Here is a 19328-nt window from a genome sequence, read left to right on the forward strand (position 1 = left end):
TTAGATACGCTTTTTGTTTTTTCAAGTAGTCGTTCTATGAGTGCGTTTTATACGCACTTTATAGAAGATGAGCTTTATAGGCAAGATTTAAGTACTCCAAATTTTAAACTTTTTGAGTATGAAGACTTAGACTATACTAGCATTAACTCCTTTCTTCCACAAACTATACTTTTAGGTGAGTTTTTTAAAAAAATAACATATACACCAAGTGCGCAAATCCCAAAGTCTTTAAGAAGATTTTTAATATCAGATGCTTTATTAAAACTTGAAAAGGCTAAAAGTTCTAAGATATGTGGGTTTGAACATAGCTTCATGGCTTATCTTGAAAACTCTAATGTCTTATTGAACTTTTTAGATGAGATAAGAAGTCACAATCTAAGCTTAAAGGATCTAAAAGATATAGCATTAAGTGATGTCTATGGCGATTATACTTTGCATCTTGAGATAGTAGATGAAGTCTATCAAAACTATAAAAATATCTTAAGGGAACTAAATCTAAGTGATGGAATCTATGAAGGCTATAGCTTATTAGAGAGTTATATAGATAATTTTAAGGCTTTCCATATAGAATTAGAGGGTTTTATAACGCCTTTAGAGCTTGAGATCTTAAATAAGATAGCATTAAAAAAAGATGTATTTTTATATTTTGAAACAGATATGTTTAATATTAATCACTTTGGTTTTATACCCCACAAACTAGAGATTAATCATAAGTACGCTTATCACCTTAAGACTAAAAAACTAGATTCTAAAAAAAGCACTTCTAACTTAGAACTTAGTAGTACTAAACTATTTTATGCAAGTAGCAAGATTTCTCAAGTGGCTTTTTGTCTTGAAGAAGCTTATAGCTGGCTAAAAGAGATAAGACAAGATGGTGGCAGTGAAAATGACTATGCAGTGATCCTTTGTAATGAAGACTTTACAAGGCACTTAGAGATCTATGATGAAGAAAGGATTTTTAATTTTGCTAGAGGTAGGGATCTAACTAATACAAAACCATATATGCATTTTGAAAGAGTATGTAAAGAGTTTTTAGAGCTTAGTGAAGAAAGTAGTTTTAAACATGAGTTTAGTGATGAAGAAGCTAAGCAAGATATATTTACTTTTAATGTGAAATCTTTAGAAGTCTTGCTTCAAAAACTCTTTGAAGGTGATGTTTTAAAAGAGGCTATAAATATCTTAAGTGAGTTAAAAGCACTTTTTAAGATTAGAAAAAGCGAAGATTTTAGACTTTTATTAAAAGAGTTTATGGAAAGCTTTTGTAAGGTTAGACTAAGTGATGCAAATGGTGGACCTATAAAAGTTATAGGAGTTTTAGAAACTAGAAATATCAAGTTTAAAAAAGCTTTACTTGTTGATTTTAGTGCTAACTTTGTTCCAAATGTAAAAACTGATGACTTGTTTTTAAACTCATACTTAAGAGGGCTTAATAAGATTCCAACTATGCAAGATAAGCAAAACCTTCAAAAGCATCATTATCTAGGCATATTTAAAAATGTAAAAGAGCTTAAAGTGTCATTTTTGAAAAATGAAGAAAGTATGGGTAGTTTGATGTTAGAAGAACTTGGATTAGATTCTGAGTTAGCACAAAGTTTAGAAGACTTAAGCGTTTTAGATTTTAGTAAGCAAAATGAGACTATTTATGTGGATGATAGTTTTGAGCCTTATACATATAAACATATAAGTGCTAGTGCTTTAAAGACTTACTCTGAGTGTACTAGGAAATTTTACTATAGGTATATAGAAGGACTAAGGCAAGAAGAAAGTAAAAGCTTAAAAGCAGGGACTAATCTTCATGCTGTCCTAGAAAGCTGTCTTTTAGAGTTAAAAGATGCAAAAGATTTAAGCGCTATAGATGCTAGTGGTTTACAAGAGGCCTTAAGTAAAAGACTAGATTTTAATAGTATGGATTCTATAGATAAATTTGAAACTAAGAAAAATCTTTTTTTTATGCAAGGTTTTTTTGAAAGTGAAGCTAGGCGTTTTAAAGAGGGTATTAAGATCTTAGAGCTAGAAAGAAGTTTTGAAGGAAACTTACTTGGCAAAGAAGTCAGTGGCAAGATAGATAGGATAGATAGACTAGAAGATACTTTATATATCATAGACTACAAGCTAAGCAAGTCTAAAGAAACTCCAAGTCCACTACAGCTTGCCTTTTATGCCCTTTGCATAGAAACCTTAGAATGTTTAAAAGAGTATAGAGACTTTAAGCTAGAGTTTTTTTACTATATGCTCTTAGATGATGATAAAACTTTAAGGAAGATAGAATCTAGCGTGATAGAAGAGGGCAAGGAGATACTTAAAGCTTATATAAAAGAGTTAGGAAGTAAGAATGTAAAGGCTTATGAAGACAAAGATAGAAAAAAGGATGCTTGCGGGTACTGTGAGTTTAGTGAGCTTTGTGGATTATAAGGCTAGGATGGATAAGTCTTAGCCTTAGTCTAGCCTTTTTTAATAAAGACTAGAGATTAATTAGATTCTTTATGTTTGATAGTTATGTAAAGCTCTAAAACTTCAATATCAGCAGGAGTTATGCCACTTATAAGACTTGCCTCTTTTAAGGTTTTAGGACGTGCATCTCCTAGCTTTTGTCTAGCTTCAAGCCCTAGTGAAGGTATATTGTCATATCTAAACTCATTTGGAATCTTAAGCTTTAAAGTCTTCTCACTTCTTGCTATTAGATTTAGTTGCTTTTGTAGGTAGCTATCATATTTAGCATAGATTTGAAGTTGCTCTAAAGTGCGCTTACTTAAGCTAGCAAGGGCAGGGTGAAGCTTGCGTAATTTTTCTAAACTCATAGAATCTCGCTTCATAACTTGACCTAATATAGTCTTATTAGCTATGCCTTCTTCTCCTAAACCCTCTAAGAAACTTAAAGTCTCCTTGCTAGGAGTTATGGTTTCATTTATAAGATAGACATTTTTCTTGTAGTCATCTTCATCTTTTTCTAACTCATCTAAGATATCCTTGCTTAAAAGCCCTAGTTTAGCACTTACGTCCTTCATCCTAAAGCAGGCATTATCTTCTCTTAAAAGCAGTCTATGTTCTGCCCTTGAAGTAAAAACGCGGTAGGGCTCATTAGTCCCCTTAGTTACAAGGTCATCTATCATAACGCCTATGTAGCCTTCACTTCTTTCAAAGACTACTTCTTTAAGTGGGAAGGTGCTTTCTTTTAAAGAAAGGCTTGCATTAAGCCCTGCCATAAGTCCTTGTGCTGCGGCTTCTTCATAGCCTGTAGTGCCATTAATCTGACCGGCTAGATAGAGGTTTTTAACTATCTTAGATTCTAAAGTGTGCTTTAAGTTTAGAGGCTGTGAGAAGTCATACTCTATAGCGTAGCCAAAACGCGTGATATGGGCATCTTCAAGGCCTGGCAAGGAAGCGATAATCTTTTCTTGCACATCATAAGGAAGGCTAGTGCTAAGACCGTTTATATAGTACTCTGAAGCATTTATCGTTTGGGGCTCTATAAAAAGCTGGTGGCGCTCTTTATCTCTAAAGCGGTTTATCTTATCTTCTATGCTTGGGCAGTAGCGAGGGCCTACGCCTTCTATCTGTCCGGTAAAAAGTGGGGCGCGGTGGAAGTTAGATTCTATAAGTTTGTGAGTAGTTTCATTAGTATAAGTCACATAACAAGGAAGAGTGCTTGGAGTAAACTTAGAATCTATAATGCGTTTTTGAAGCTTACTATCTATAAAAGTTTCAAGCTCGCTTTCAACTAAACTTTTAGAATCTTTTAGTAGCCTTTCTAAGCGTAGACTAAAAAAAGGCATTTCTTTATCGCTGCAGTGAACTTCAAGGCCTTCTTTTTTTATACTACTACCTAAGATTCTAGGACAGGTGCCAGTTTTTAAGCGAGAAAGTGGGATGCCTATGTTTTTTAAGCTTTCACTTAAGGCATTACTTGCGCTTTCACCTGCACGCCCGTTGCTTGATGTGTTTTCTCCTATGTGTATAAGACCGCTTAAAAAAGTTCCTGAAGTGATGATGATTTTTTGGGCTAGATATGTCTTTTGCAAAGAGGTTTTAACGCCATAGGCAACTTTATCTTGTACTAAAACTTCTATGACTTCACCTTGAGTTATAAAAAGATTAGGAGTTTTACAAAGGATATCTCTTGCAGTGCTTTTATAAGTATCCATGTCAATTTGTGCTCTAGTGCCCCTTACTGCTGGGCCCTTGCTAGCATTTAAGATTCTATACTGCAAGCCGCTAATATCAGTGATAATGCCCATGAGACCACCTAGCGCATCTACTTCTTTTACAAGATGGCCTTTACCAAGTCCTCCTATGGCTGGATTGCAGCTTGCTAGGGCTATGTTATCTATAAGCTGGGTTATTAAAAGCGTCTTAGCACCAAGTTTTGCACTTATAAAGCTAGCTTCAACTCCAGCGTGCCCGCCGCCAACTACTATTACATCATATTCATTAGACATTATTTACCTTCAAGTGATTAAAAACAAAGTAATAAAATTATAAATTAAGAAAGCCCAAAAGGCAAAAAGAAAAAGCGATTTAAAGAAATGGATAATAAGGACAAGGCAAGCTTTTAGATTCTATGACTTATTTTCAAAGTCATAGAATCTAAAATTTTAAATTAGCAACTATAAGTGCTTATAAACTCAAAAGGATGAGGCCTTGCTTCCCAAGGCCAGATTTCAGATTCAAACTTATAGTCTTTATAGCTTTGTATAAACTCTTCAGTAAAAACATCTCCTAGCTTTAAAAAGTCCCTATCAGCAAGCATCTCTTCCATAGCGCTTCTTAAAGTGTGAGGGAGTTGTTTTATCCCTTTTTCTCTTATCTCATCTAGGCTTAGTTCAAAAAGATTTATATCCATAGGTTTGCCTGGGTCTATCTTATTAAGTATCCCATCAAGTCCTGCCATTAGCAAGCTAGAAAAGGCAAGGTAAGGGTTACTTGAACTATCTGGGAATCTAAACTCCATGCGTTTTGCTTTCTCACCTTGATTATAAGGAATCCTTACGCTTGCACTTCTGTTTTGTGCTGAGTAAGTTAGTATGCTAGGGGCTTCAAAGCCTGGAATCAAACGTTTAAAAGAGTTAGTAGAAGCGTTAGTAAAAGCAGCCAAACTTCTAGCGTGTTTTAAAACTCCACCTAAATAATGTAAGGCCATATCGCTTAAGCCTTGATATTTATCTCCTGCAAAAATATTTTTACCATCTTTCCATATGCTAGTGTGTACGTGCATACCGCTTCCATTATCCCCATAAAGAGGCTTAGGCATGAAGGTTGCAGTTTTGCCATTTAGATGGGCTACCATTTTTACTACATACTTTAGTTTTTGCACGTTATCAGCAGCTTCTATTAGATTGCCAAACTTAACACCTATCTCGCACTGTGCTTGACCTACTTCGTGGTGATGTATAAAAGTTTCTAGTCCTACTTGGTTAAGTACTTTTACCATCTCAGCTCTAATATCTACCATAGAATCTATAGGGGCAGTTGCAAAGTAACCTCCTTTAGTTCCAGGTCTATGGCCTATGTTTTGAGCACCATTTATACTTTTATCCCTGCTCCACTCACCTTCTTCTGTATCTATCTCATAGTACTGGCAGTTTATAGAATCTCTAATCTTTATATCATCAAAGACAAAGAACTCGTTTTCAGCACCAAAATATGCCACATCACCTATGCCTGCTTCTGCTAGATGGGCTACTGCTTTTTTAGCTATGCTTCTAGGGCACTTTTCATAAGGCTGATTTTTATAAATATCCCATATATCACAAAAGACTACAACTGTAGAATCCGCAGTAAAAGGATCCATAAAATATCTTACTGGATCAGGTATAAGTATCATGTCTGATTTATTTATAGGCTGCCAAGCTGGAAGGCTTGAAGCATCAAAAGGAAGTCCATTAAAACTATCTTCATCAATAGCACTCATAGAAAAGCTAGCACTATGCCATGCACCTTTAACATCTGTGTAACGGAAGTCTACAAACTCAACTTCATTAGTCTTACAAAACTCAAAAAAATCCCTTACTAGCAAGTCTTTCTCGTCTTTTTTCATTGTGTCTCCTTTTAGGCTGCAATTATGTATAAATAAGGGTAAGTATAGCAAATGGATATATTTTATTGGATTCCATAAGGTGCTTTTTACTTTTATATACACTTAATTTTTAAAACGTCACTATTATATGTGGAAAATGTTTATTTTTTAAAGAAGATTTAAGATACTTTGTAACAAAATCACTACAGCGGAGTGAAAACTTTAAGAGTGTAGGTTTTGTTACTAATTTTGAAACTTTATATGTGTATATTGAAACCTATAATTTTAAGCGTAAGCTTTGCATCTCTCACATAGACTAGGAGACTTAATGAATATACACGAGTACCAAGGTAAGATAATTTTAAAAAAATACGGCGTAGAGGTCCCAAGTGGAGAAGTCGCTTTTACTGTTGATGAAGCTAAAGAAGCAGCCAGAAGATTAGGTGGAAACTTATGGGTTGTTAAAGCTCAAATCCATGCTGGTGGTAGAGGCAAAGCAGGTGGAGTAAAGATAGCTAAGTCAGTAGAAGAAGTGGGTACTTTAGCTCATGACTTGCTAGGAAAGACTTTAGTTACTCACCAAACAGGTCCAGATGGTAAAAAGATAGGAAAACTATATATAGAAGAAGGTCTTCCTATGCAAAATGCAAAAGAATTCTATATAGCCATAGTATTAGATAGAACTTTAGAGATGCCTATCTTTATAGCCAGCACTGAAGGCGGTATGGAGATAGAAGAAGTTGCAGAAAAAAATCCAGAAAAAATAATAAAAGTGCCAGTTGATCCAACCATAGGCTTTAGAAGTTTTCACGCATTAGAGCTTGCTTTGGGCCTTGGCATAGCAAAAGAACATCAAGGACATTTTGCAGCTTTTGCTAAAGGTTTATATGATGTTTTCTTAGGTGAGGATGCAGAACAAGTAGAGATTAACCCTATGGTCTTTACTGATGATCATAGATTTGTGGCACTAGATGCAAAACTAGGCTTTGATAATAACGCCCTTTATAGACATAAAGATATATTAGAGATGAGAGACTTGAGCGAAGAAGAACCAAGCGAAGTTGAAGCTGGTCACTATGGCTTAAGTTATGTAAAACTTGATGGAAACGTAGGCTGCATGGTTAATGGAGCTGGCCTTGCTATGGCTACTATGGATATCATTAAGTATGAAGGTGGACAGCCAGCTAACTTTTTAGATGTGGGTGGCGGCGCTAGTCCAGAAACAGTTGCAAAAGGTTTTGAGATTATCTTAGGTGATAAAAATGTAAAAGCTATCTTTGTAAATATCTTTGGTGGGATAGTAAGATGCGATAGAGTAGCTAATGGAATCTTAGAAGCAACAAAACTTACAAAAGTAGAAGTTCCTATAGTTGTAAGGTTAGATGGTACCAATGCTAAAGAAGCTGCTGAGATTTTAGCTAAGGCTAATATAAAGAATCTAATCGTGGCTAGTGACTTAAAAGATGGTGCTAGAAAAGCAATAAATGCAATAAAATAGAATCTAAAAAGGCAATTGATGAGCATATTAGTAAATAAAAATACAAAAGTTATAGTACAGGGGTTTACAGGAAAAGAAGGTAGTTTTCATAGTGAGCAGTGTCTTGCTTATGGAACTAATATAGTAGGTGGTGTTACTCCAAACAAAGGAGGAAGTATCCACCTAAATAAACCAGTTTTTAACACTGTAAAAGAAGCAGTTGATAAGACTGGCGCAACAGTTAGTATGATATTTGTCCCACCAGCCTTTGTTGCTGATGCTATTATGGAAGCTGCAAATGGTGGGATTAAACTTGCAGTTGTTATAACTGAAGGTGCTCCAGTGAGAGACATCATGTTTGCAAAAATGTACGCTAAAAAGCAAGGTATGGATATGCTTGGGCCAAATTGCCCAGGGATTATTACTAGTGAAGAGTGCAAGATAGGAATCATGCCAGGCTTTATATTTAAAAAAGGTCCTAAGAACATAGGTCTTATATCAAAGTCAGGGACACTAACTTATGAAAGTGCTAATCAGTTAGTAACTAGTGGTCTAGGTATATCTACAGCTGTGGGTATAGGTGGAGATCCTATAATTGGCCTAAGTTATAAACAACTACTTCCTTTATTTGAACAAGATCCTGAAACTAAAGCCATGGTTATGATAGGTGAGATAGGTGGAAGTCTAGAGATAGAAGCTGCTGAGTTTATAAAAGCAAATATTAAAAAGCCAGTTGTAGCTTTCATAGCTGGAGCTACTGCCCCAAAAGGTAAGAGGATGGGGCATGCTGGCGCTATAGTAAGTGGCGGTAAAGGAACAGCTAAAGAGAAGATAGAAGCCCTAAGAAGTGCAGGAGTGCATGTTGCAGAAAGTCCTGCAGAGATAGGTGCAAAAATGTTAGAGATTTTAAAGTAACCAAAAACCCAAAATTTAAAGGATAGACTATGTCTGCGACAATTCCAGAAAACACTCCCGTATGGGTCAATGAGGCAAGATGTAAAGCTTGTGATATATGCGTATCAAGATGCCCAGCGGGTGTGCTTGCTATGGTGCTAGATCCACATAAAGTATTAGACAAGATAGTAAAGGTTATACATCCAGAAAGCTGCATAGGCTGCATGGAGTGCGAGTTGCACTGCCCTGATTTTGCTATATCAGTAGCAGATAGAAAGCAATTTAAGTTTGCCAAAACTAGCAAGGAAGCTCAAGAAAGAGCAGAGCGAATTAAGGCAAATCACTTTATGAAACTAAATTAATATATTTATAGGAAGACTAATGCGAGAAATAATTTCAGGTGGAAATGAACTAGTAGCTATGGGCGCGATTGATGCGGGTTGTATGTTTTATGGGGGATATCCTATAACACCATCTTCAGATATCATGCATGAGATGAGTGTTATGCTACCAGGTCGTGGTGGCACTTTTATACAGATGGAAGATGAGATAAGTGGTATCGCATCTTCTTTAGGTGCATCTATGAGTGGAGTTAAGGCTATGACTGGAAGCTCTGGTCCTGGTATCTCACTTAAAGCTGAACAAATTGGCCTAGGATACATGGCAGAAGTTCCTTTGGTTATAGCAAATGTTATGCGTTTAGGTCCATCAACTGGTATGCCTACTAGAGTAGGGCAAAGTGATGTGAGCTTTTCTAAGCATCCAACTCATGGTGACTATAAGTCTATAGCTGTAGCACCTGGCACTTTAGAAGAAACTTACACAGAAACAGTTAGGGCTTTTAACTTAGCTGAGCGTTTTATGCAACCTGTGTTTTTACTTATGGATGAAACTATAGGGCATATGTATGGAAAGGCTATGATTCCTGACTTAGAAGATATACAAAAAACTATAATTACTAGGAAAAAATTTGATGGAGATCCAAAAGACTATAAGCCTTATGGAGTAAAGATAGATGAACCAGCAGTTTTAAATCCTTTCTTTACAGGATATAAAAACCATATAACTGGGCTTCACCATGGCCCTATAGGATTCCCAACTGAAGATGCTAAAGAAGGTGAGTTCTTAATAGATAGGCTTTTTACTAAAGTAGAAGCTCATATGGATGAGATCTCTAAAAACGAAGAGCTTAATCTAGAAGGTGCAGATATAGCAATAATTGCTTATGGATCCGCAAGCCTAGCTGTCAAAGAAGCCTTTAGAGAGATGGAAGAAAAAGGTGGTATAGGTAAAAAAGTTGGACTTTTTAGACCTATAACTCTTTGGCCAAGCCCAGAAAAAGAATTAGCAAGGCTTGGTAAAAACTTCAAAAAAGTATTGATGATAGAGCTTAATAAGGGTCAGTATCTTGAAGAAGTAGAGCGCATTTTAGAAAGAAAAGTTGAGTTTATGGGGCGTGCGAACGGTAGAACTATATCGCCTTTAGAAATAATAGAAAAATTAAAGTCTATGTAAAGGAAGATTCTATGGCGTTTAATTATGATAAATATTTAAGAACAGAAAAGTTACCAACTTTATGGTGTTGGGGTTGTGGCGATGGAGTTATACTAAAGTCCATCATTAGAGCAATAGATGCAGTTGGCTGGGATATGAAAGATGTATGCGTAGTTAGTGGTATAGGTTGTAGTGGAAGGATGAGTTCTTATGTTAACTGCAACACAGTTCACACAACTCACGGACGTGCCCTTGCTTATGCAACTGGTATAAAGCTTGCTCATCCAGATAAGCATGTAATCGTTGTTGGAGGTGATGGTGATACTTTAGCTATAGGTGGAAACCATACTATACATGCTTGCAGAAGAAACATAGACTTAAATCATATCTTGGTTAATAACTTTATCTATGGTCTTACTAACTCTCAAACTTCACCAACTACACCTAAAGGGTTTTGGACAGTTACTGCACAAACTGGTAATATAGACAATGACTTTGATCCATGTAAACTTGCAGAGGCAGCTGGAGCTACTTTTGTTGCAAGAGAGAGTGTACTAGATCCAAAAAAATTAGAAAAGATCTTTGTAGATGGTTTTAAACATAAAGGCTTTAGCTTTTTTGATGTTAACTCCAACTGCCATGTAAACTTAGGTAGAAAAAATAAGATGGTAGAAGCTACAGACATGCTTAAGTGGATAGATTCTAGGCTGCTTCCTAAGGCTAAGTTTGATGCACTAAGCGATGAAGAAAAAGTTGGAAAATTTCCAACTGGTATATTAAAAAATGATGATAGTATTGAAGAGTACTGTGCAGCCTATGAAGGTGTAAGACAAAAAGTTATGGCCAAGGGAGGTCACTAATGGATCAGCTAAGATTTACAGGTGTCGGTGGACAAGGGGTACTTTTAGCAGGTGAGATTCTGGCTGAAGCTAAGATTAGAGATGGTGGATATGGGCTTAAAGCCTCTACTTATACTAGTCAAGTTAGAGGCGGGCCAACAAAGGTTGATATACTTTTAGATAACGAAGAGATACTTTATCCTTATGCTATAGATGGTGAGATAGAGTTTATGCTTTCAGTTGCACAGTCAAGCTATGACATCTTTAAGGGTGGAGTTATGGATAAAGGCATAATAATAATAGAGCCTAACCTTATAACTCCAAGTGAAGAAGATAAAAAACGTTTCAAAATCTATGAAATTCCTATCATCACTATAGCTAAAGAAGAAGTAGGTAATGTTGTAACTCAGTCAGTCGTAGCCCTAGCTATAACTGTTACTATGACTAAGTGTGTAGATAAAAATATAGTTATAGAAACTATGCTTAGTAAAGTGCCTGCAAAAGTTGCAGATGTAAATAAAAAAGCTTATGAGATAGGTGAAAAGTACGCTTTAAAAGCGTTAGGCGCTTAAGATAGTCTTAGACTTTTAATAAAACTTGACATTTATATAAGCATATTTATCACAAACAAGTACAATTAGGCCCATTGAGAGACACTTAAATCAAAGGGCCTTATATCTAGATCTTTTTGAGTTTAAGTAGCCTAAAAGGATCTAGATGTTTAAAACAAACTGCACACTTTTAAGTTTGCTTCTTCCTAGCTTTTTACTAGCAGATCATGAGTTTAAAGCAGGTGAATCAAATTTCCCAGTTACTACTAGTTCACTTGGCAAGGTTACTACTGAGACTAATAATACGGGAGTGCTTTTACTACAAAACTCAACGATAAGCTTTACTAATATAGGAATACAAGATAAAGCCATAAAAAGTATAGTTTTTGATCATAGAGATATTACAACTCTTAGTGGCCGTAATGGCAAAATATATACCTATGGCATAACTGGTAATGATAAAAATAATAATCTCACTGCAGATTCTATAAATGCACTTGGTATCCTAAAGTTTACAGGGCAGATACAAGCTTACAGTATAGATATAAAAGAAGCAAACTTAACCAGTACAAGCATAAAGCCTCCTCAAGCAAGTAATAGAAGAGAAAATAGTGTCTCTATAGCTACTTTAAATATGAATGGTGGAATTATAGAAACAGATAGTTTTACTAGTAGTGATACTATAAACTTAACCAACAAAGCAAATTTAAGTCTTAAGGGTAGGACCTTACCAGCAACAAGTGAGTTTGCTAATGATGCTTTTACATCAGCACCAAAGGTAACTATAAAAAATGCTAGCTTAGATAACTCTAGTATAAGTGTTGATGGAAGTTTAAGTGCAAATGAAGGTGATCAGATTTTCCTAACTCTTAAAAATGGCTCTAGTGTAAGTGCTTACTCAGTGGCAGGGGCTAATAAGCTAGTAACAAAAGGTGGAAGCAGTACTACCAAAAATACCCTTACTATAAATGATGTAAATATAGAAGATAACAACAACTTAGTTCAAACTAGCTTTCACGGCCTAGATCTAAGCCCATTTACTACTATAAATACGCAAGGCGATTTTAGTAGCACAAGCACAAATACTTTTTACTTCACTACTACAGAATCTAGTTTTGATATAGCAAGTATTACTTCTGAAAATGGAAGTATTGAGCTACAAAAAAGCTTGAATATTAACTCTATTAGTAAAGATTCCAAATCCCACTTTGAAAATTTTTTAAAAAATAAAGCTGGTATAAAAAATGCAGGTGATGAAGCCACTAAAGCCCTTTTACTAAAATCAAGTTTTCTTAGCTCAGCTACTGGCGTGACTTTGGGTGCTAGTAAGATTGATGGGGGCTATTTTTCTTCTACTACTTATAGTGTAAAAGATATAAATGGTATTGAAAAAGGCAACTATAAGCTAGGGAGTAAAAAGCTAGATTCTGGCTTTATCTTTGTTGACTTTCATCTAGGCAAAAAAGAAAGCCAAAGCGATGATAATGTCTTAGACTTACTAGCTAAGTATAACTCCCAAGGACTTTATAATCTCATAGAATCAAATCCTAAGCCAGAAGGAGCAAATCCAGTACCCGCACCAAAAGAGCCAGAATCCCCAGTAGAATCCTCAAAAGATGATAATCCAAACCCAAGCGGTCTAAGCGAAAGCAGTACAGATAAAAATACTCCAAGTGATGCTCCCCTATCAAAACCTAGCCTAGATTCCATCCTCCAAAGCCATAAGACAAAAGACAATATAAAAAAGCTAGCCCTAAAGATAGATGAGTTTGCAAATAAAGATTCTATAAACCCAAACTCACCTAGCGGTAGAGTTTATGAAAGATTTAGTTTTATAAGTGGAGATGAAGATATAAGGAGGGCTAAGGCTAGAGCTATGTTACAAGAGTTACTGCCTAATGATATGGATAACTCCTTGCAAAACTACGCCTTAGAATCTAACTCTGCAACTACTGATGCATTAGATTCTATAGTGGCTAGTTCTATGCTTGCTAACTCATTAAAAGATATAGACTTTAAAAAGCTAAGGTTTGCAAGCACTGCTCCTTTGGTCCTTCCTTACATTAAAGAAAAAGTTAGTGAAGTCTATGCACAAGTGCTTTATCAAAACATCATTCAAGGTAGTAGAGATAGCATAAAGGGCTATAGTTCTAATACTTTTGCCTTTCTAACTGGGTCTAATCAAAGAGTGCTTAATATGATAGTTGGCTTTAATGTAGGTTATGCCAACTCACGCACTAGCTTTGATTCTATATTCAACTCTCTTAGTTCAAGAGTATACCTTTACTCGCTTGAAAGCGGCTTTACTTATCATGTAAGCTTAGGCTATAGCCTACACTCTATAAGTAGCACTAGAACTCAAAGCACCTTAGAGACTTCAAGTCGTGCTAGCTACTTTGCTAATGAGTTTAATGCCGCGCTACTTTTAGGCTATAGATTTAACCTAGATAAGCACTCTTTACTGCCAGCTTTTCGTTTTACCTATCTTAGTTTAGTTCAAAGGCCTTATGCAGAAAGTGGTAGTTTTGCTTTGAAAGTAGATTCCAAGTTTCAGCAGGCCTTACTACCTAGTGTTGGTATAAGCTATAGCTTTAATGCACTTGATAATCTAAAACTAAGCGCAGGGGCTTTTCTCTTTTATGATGTACTTTCAAAAACTATAGTTAATAACGTCTCTTTCTTAGATGAAGAGATTAGCTTTAACGTAGCAAGCCTTGCTAATGCACCTTTTGGTGGGAATGTTAATGCAAGCATTAAGTATGACATCACTTCTAGTCATAATCTTGCACTTAGCTATATAGGCACTTTTAAGCAAGCCTTAGTTGCCACTGCGTTTAGTTTTAGGTATGGCTATAGATTTTAAAAGTTATAGATTCCATAGTTTTTATTTAATATTTATGTGGGTAGAAAGGAGCTTTCTTTTTTGAGCAAAAATATGGCTTTTTTGATAAAATCAAGGCTTATAAATAACTCTCAAAATACAGGACTAACCCATGTCACAAGATACCTCTAAAAGCAACCATTTTATAGATGAAAATAGCCTCCCTAAAGTCCTAAAACAACATAAACTTAGTATGCAAGACTATGAAGAGATAAAAAAGATATTAGGAAGGACTCCAAACTTTTTAGAGCTTGGAATCTTTTCTGCGATGTGGAGTGAGCACTGTAGTTATAAGTCAAGTAAGAAGTTTCTAAAAGGCCTTTTTGAACCTTTACCTCACGTAGTGCAAGGGCCGGGCGAAAATGCTGGCATTATAGATTTAGGTGATAATCTTTGTGCAGTTTTTAAGATGGAATCTCACAACCACCCTAGCTTTATAGAGCCTCACGCTGGGGCTGCTACTGGAGTAGGGGGGATAATGAGAGATGTGTTTACTATGGGGGCTGACTTACTAGCAAGCTTAAACTTCTTATGTTTTGGGGATATAGAATCTAAAGAAAACAAAAAGCTTCATACTAGATTAGTTAATGGAGTGAGTGAAGGTATAGCTCATTATGGAAACTGTATGGGCGTGCCAACTATAGCTTCTAAAAGCCTTTTTGAGCCTTGCTACAATGGCAACATCCTAGTAAACGCCTTTAGCCTAGGTCTAGTTGAAAAAGATAGAATCTTTTATGCAAAAACTACTAATGAAGATAGCAGCTTTCAAGAAAGCCCTGTAATTTATGTAGGTAGTAAAACCGGCAAAGATGGGCTTGGTGGGGCGGTCATGAGTAGTGATAGTTTTGGAGAAGATTCTAAGTCCTTAAAACCAACTGTGCAAATAGGCGATCCCTTCACTGAAAAGCTACTACTTGATGCCTGCTTAGAAGTGTTTAATAAAGACTTAATAGTTGGCATACAAGATATGGGTGCAGCAGGCCTTACAAGCTCAAGCTTTGAAATGGCAGCACGCTCAAAGTCTGGTATGAGACTAGATCTTGATAAAGTGCCTATGAGAGAAGAGGGTATGAGCCCTTATGACTTGATGCTTAGTGAAAGTCAAGAAAGGATGCTACTAGTTGCAAAACCAGGCAAGGAAGAAGAAGTCTTAAATATCTTTAAAAACTACGAGCTAGCAACTGCCATCATAGGAAAAGTAACTGATACTAAAAATATGGAGCTTTACTGGCACGGAGAGTGTGTTTCAAGCATGCCTATAGAATCTGTAACTGATAATGCCCCCTTGCTTGATAGACCTCTTAAAAAGCCAGCTTATCTAGATGAAGTGGCAAATTTAGATTCCAAAGACTATGAAGGACTTGATCTTACAGCCTGCCTTAAAAACCTTTTAAGTAGCCCAGAGATTGCTGATAAAGCCTATATTTACGATCAGTTTGATGATAGTATAAAAGCTTCTACTTTAAAAGGTTGCTCTAGTATTAATGACCCAGTGATCGCCCTTCCAAGAAACATGTACAAAAATGAGGCTAATGCTAAAAAAGCTATCTCCATAGCCCTTCGTGCCTATCCTAGAAAAAGCTATCTAAATCCAAAAGAGGGCGCAAAGCTAGCCTTAGTTAATGCCGCACTTGGACTAGCTTTAAACTCTGCTAAGCCTTTGGCGATAACTGATTGCTTAAACTTTGGGAATCCTGAAGATCCTGGCGTTATGTGGCAGTTTGCAGAAAGTATAAAAGGCATAAAAGAAGCTTGCACTGCCCTAAAAACACCAGTAGTTAGTGGTAATGTCTCTTTATATAACCAAAGTGTAGAAGGGAAAAAGTCTGAAAACATCTATCCAACTCCGAGCATAGCCATGGTTGGCTTGATAGAAGATAAAGATAGGGTTTTGCCAGCACACTTTGTAGAAGAAAGCACTACGCTTTGTGTGATAGGAGACCTAGAAGCCTTGCACATAAGCTCTATGGAATCTAAATTTGCAGGCTCTAGCTTACAAAAGATTCTGGGTTTGCCAGTAAGTGGAACCTTTGCTAGCTTTGATTTAAAAGCTAGTAAGGCTATGGTTAATTTTATTTTAGAAGCATTGGAACATAAGCTTTTACTAAGTGCTTTAAGTGTAGAAGAAGGTGGGCTAGCAGTGGCTTTAAGTAAGATGGCTTTAAAGTCTCATCTTGGATGCATGGTAAAAACATCTATAGTAAAAGATGGCTTTAAAGCTTTAGATCTGTTTGCTGAGAATATCCCTTTAGTGCTTTGTGAGTTAACTCATAAAGATGAAGAGGCTTTGTGCGAGTTAGCATCAAAGCATGGTATGCCTGTGAGTTTTATTGGCGTAACTAGTGGTGAAGCACTAATTAGTATAGATTCTATAACCTTAACTCTAGAAGAGGCTAGGAAGCTTTATAATGAAGGCTTTAAAAAATCCCTTGCCTAGCAAAAACTCTGCTCTCTATATACCTTAGCCTTAAAGTGCTTTCATATATGCATTTTAGGGCTAAACATGCTTTTAAAACTTTGATAATATTAAGTTTTATAATATTTTTGTATTTTATTTTTAATATTTCTTAATAATGCTTCTTTTTTACAACTTATTCTTAATGTCTTTAGACAAAGCACTACGTGCTTTTTAGTGAAGATTTCTTGAACATATAATTGTCATTATTTAGTTTTTATCTCAGAAATATAATAAAAAACTTATCATTCTTTCTCAAGATGTGATCAAAAGTAGTAAAATTTCAATAGGTGATTTAGAAGGGTAACCTAAAACTAAACTATAGGAAGGTACAAAATGGATACTAGAGAACAAATAAGTGGACTACATACTGAACCAGATAGAGACCTCAAAACTACTACTAGTCACGGTCACGAACATGGAGTAGATGACTATGACTATATGAAAGCTGTAAATGCTTATAGGAAAACATTTGCTAGTAAACAAGATGTTTTAGACTTTACACCAGACCCTGCCGTTAAAGAGATGTTGCTTTATATGACTGAGAAAGGAATCTCCACTCCTTTTGATAGGTTTGATAGCCAAAAACCACAATGTGGTTATGGTCTATCCGGGATTTGTTGTAAAAACTGTAACATGGGTCCTTGTAAGATAACTAAAAAAAGTCCTAAAGGGGTTTGTGGTGCTGATGAAAATATCATAGTTTCAAGAAATGTTTTAAGAGCTATAGCAGGCGGTACTGCTGCACATGGTATACACGCTAGAGAAGTTATACTTGCTTTGAAATTTGCAGCACAAGGAAAGCTAGATCTTCCTATACTAGGTGAGAATGTATTAAGAGAGGTTGCACCAAAGTTAGGTGTAGAAGATTCTGAGAAAAAAGGCTTAAAAGAGCTAGCTATAGAAGTAGCTGATATATTATTAGATGACTTATCAAGAACTTCACCTGATGAGTACAGACTTTTAAATGGCTTTGCTCCAGAAGAACGTAAAAAAGTGTGGAAAGAGATGGATGTTTTGCCTATCTCTGCTTATCATGAAGTTTTTGAAGCTTTACATAGAAGTAATGAAGCTACAGATGGTGACTGGAAAAACATCATGAAACAGTTCACAAGATGTGGGTTAACTTTCTTCTTTTCTACTGTTTTGGCTCCAGCTTTAGCTACTGATATATTATTTGGCTTACCACAAAGAAAGATGTCAAGAGTAAATGTTGGTGCACTAGAAAAAGGTTACGTAAATATAGCAGTTCATGGACACTTACCAGTTTTAGTTAGTAAGATAATAGAACTTGGAAGAACTGATGAGTTTATACAACTAGCTCAGTCAAAAGGTGCTAAAGGTATCAAGTTTTATGGAATCTGCTGTACTGGTCTTTCTTCAATGTATAGATATGGAGACGTAGTGCCACTATCAAACTCAGTTGGTGCTGAACTTGTACTTGGTACTGGTGCGCTTGATTGTTGGGTGGCTGATATACAAGATGTTTTCCCTGGTATCATGGAAGTTGCAAAGTGCTTTAAAACTACAGTTATAACAACTAGTGATTCAGCAAGACTTATAGGTGCAGAACACTATGCTTATGACCATCACCACAGCAACGTAGCTGATACTGATAAGATAGCTAGGAAGATTATGAATAGAGCCATTGAAAGTTACGCTGATAGACGTGATATAGAAGTGCATATACCAAAATATGAAGTTAACGCACAAGTTGGCTTTACTTCTCAAAATATATCTGCAACTTTTGGTGGATTTGCACCTATAGCTAAGGCTATTAAAGAAGGGAAAATCCTAGGTATAGTTAACTTAGTTGGTTGTACTAACCCAAGAGTTATCTATGAAAGAGCAGTTTATGACATAACTAAAAAGTTAATAGCTAACAATATCTTAATCCTAACTAATGGCTGTGCATCCTTCCCTATGTTAAAAATGGGTCTTTGTGATGCAAGTGCTAGCAAGCTAGCAGGTGAAGGGTTAAGAGAGTTCATAGAAGCTAAAGGTCTTCCTCCAGTATGGCACGTAGGTGAATGTGTAGATAACACTAGATCTGTTGAAGTATTTGGCGGTGTAGCTGGAATCTTTAATCAAGAGATGAAAGATATGCCTTTTGCTATGTCAAGTCCAGAGTGGGCTAACGAAAAAGGTGTAGGTGCATCTTACTGCTTTAGACTAATAGGTATAAACACTTTCCACTGTGTGTATCCACCAGTAGCAGGTGCGCCAACTGTGGCTGCAGCCATATATAATTCAAAAGAGTTAGGTGCGACTATGAACGTAGATCCAGATCCTATGGCACTAGCTGATAAGATCATAGCTGACTTAAAGGCTAAGAGAGCAAAACTAGGGTGGAGTGTTGAGGCAGTAGAAGCCTAAAAACTAGCCTTAAGATTTGAATGAATAGTAGAGGGATTTTTATAAAGAGCCTTAGCTAAAAGCTTATAAATCCCAGTTATAAGGGGGCTTATAAAGTCCCTCTACTTGATATAAACTACATTTTTATAATCTCCTCTTTACTTTTTTAATCCTTTTTAATAACTAATCATAAATCTACATAATTGCCACCTAGCTAACTCTTAGCTAGGATTTCAGCCTTTGATGATGCTATCTTAAAAAGACTAGATAAAACAGCAAAGCAAAAAGGTGGTAACTTACTAGCAACTACTCCAAGTGGTAGGTTTGCTATGAAAGCACTTAATACATCTGCAAGATTACTAGGTTATA

12 protein-coding genes are annotated in these 19328 nt (G+C 36.0%); 10 read left to right on the forward strand and 2 right to left on the reverse strand.

All coding sequences use genetic code 11. The features are described 5' to 3' along the window. Positions 1-36 precede the first annotated feature (36 nt). Positions 37-2412 carry a PD-(D/E)XK nuclease family protein gene (locus BKH43_RS05210; protein ID WP_095229302.1) on the forward strand — a complete coding sequence of 792 codons (2376 nt, stop codon included), beginning with the start codon at positions 37-39 and terminating at the stop codon, positions 2410-2412. Between the two features lie 56 nt (positions 2413-2468). Here BKH43_RS05210 and BKH43_RS05215 read toward each other — a convergent pair whose 3' ends face one another. Further along, a complete protein-coding gene (locus tag BKH43_RS05215) occupies positions 2469-4436 on the reverse strand; it encodes an FAD-dependent oxidoreductase (RefSeq protein WP_095229304.1) in 1968 nt (655 codons plus the stop codon). Positions 4437-4597: 161 nt separating this feature from the next. Then, a complete protein-coding gene (gene glnA, locus BKH43_RS05220) occupies positions 4598-6034 on the reverse strand; it encodes a type I glutamate--ammonia ligase (protein WP_095229306.1) in 1437 nt (478 codons plus the stop codon). A 307-nt stretch (positions 6035-6341) separates the two neighbouring features. Here glnA and sucC point away from each other — a divergent pair, with 307 nt between their 5' ends. The 9 genes from sucC to cooS all read left to right on the forward strand — a co-directional run bounded on the left by sucC (position 6342) and on the right by cooS (position 18980). Next, positions 6342-7511, forward strand: coding sequence for an ADP-forming succinate--CoA ligase subunit beta (gene sucC, locus BKH43_RS05225; protein ID WP_095229309.1), 1170 nt, complete (start codon positions 6342-6344; stop codon positions 7509-7511). An 18-nt stretch (positions 7512-7529) separates the two neighbouring features. Beyond that, positions 7530-8405 (forward strand): succinate--CoA ligase subunit alpha, encoded by an 876-nt coding sequence (gene sucD, locus BKH43_RS05230; protein WP_095229311.1) that lies wholly within the window; start codon positions 7530-7532, stop codon positions 8403-8405. Positions 8406-8434: 29 nt separating this feature from the next. Next, complete coding sequence (locus tag BKH43_RS05235) at positions 8435-8746, forward strand: 4Fe-4S binding protein (RefSeq protein ID WP_095229313.1); 312 nt, start codon at positions 8435-8437, stop codon at positions 8744-8746. Positions 8747-8765: 19 nt separating this feature from the next. Next, complete coding sequence (locus BKH43_RS05240) at positions 8766-9899, forward strand: 2-oxoglutarate synthase subunit alpha (protein WP_095229315.1); 1134 nt, start codon at positions 8766-8768, stop codon at positions 9897-9899. 11 nt (positions 9900-9910) lie between these two features. Then, on the forward strand, positions 9911-10738 hold the full coding sequence (locus BKH43_RS05245; RefSeq protein WP_095229317.1) for a 2-oxoglutarate ferredoxin oxidoreductase subunit beta: 828 nt from the start codon (positions 9911-9913) through the stop codon (positions 10736-10738). Further along, positions 10738-11289 (forward strand): 2-oxoacid:acceptor oxidoreductase family protein, encoded by a 552-nt coding sequence (locus tag BKH43_RS05250; protein ID WP_095229319.1) that lies wholly within the window; start codon positions 10738-10740, stop codon positions 11287-11289. The genes BKH43_RS05245 and BKH43_RS05250 overlap by 1 nt, the downstream gene beginning before the upstream one ends. A gap of 145 nt (positions 11290-11434) precedes the next feature. After that, complete coding sequence (locus BKH43_RS05255; RefSeq protein ID WP_095229321.1) at positions 11435-14131, forward strand: autotransporter outer membrane beta-barrel domain-containing protein; 2697 nt, start codon at positions 11435-11437, stop codon at positions 14129-14131. 130 nt (positions 14132-14261) lie between these two features. Next, positions 14262-16586 (forward strand): phosphoribosylformylglycinamidine synthase subunit PurL, encoded by a 2325-nt coding sequence (gene purL / locus BKH43_RS05260; RefSeq protein ID WP_095229323.1) that lies wholly within the window; start codon positions 14262-14264, stop codon positions 16584-16586. A 354-nt stretch (positions 16587-16940) separates the two neighbouring features. Next, complete coding sequence (gene cooS, locus BKH43_RS05265) at positions 16941-18980, forward strand: anaerobic carbon-monoxide dehydrogenase catalytic subunit (RefSeq protein WP_216358494.1); 2040 nt, start codon at positions 16941-16943, stop codon at positions 18978-18980. Positions 18981-19328: the final 348 nt, after the last annotated feature.

Source organism: Helicobacter sp. 13S00401-1, assembly GCF_002272925.1.
In the GTDB taxonomy this organism is placed as follows: Bacteria; Campylobacterota; Campylobacteria; order Campylobacterales; family Helicobacteraceae; genus Helicobacter_I.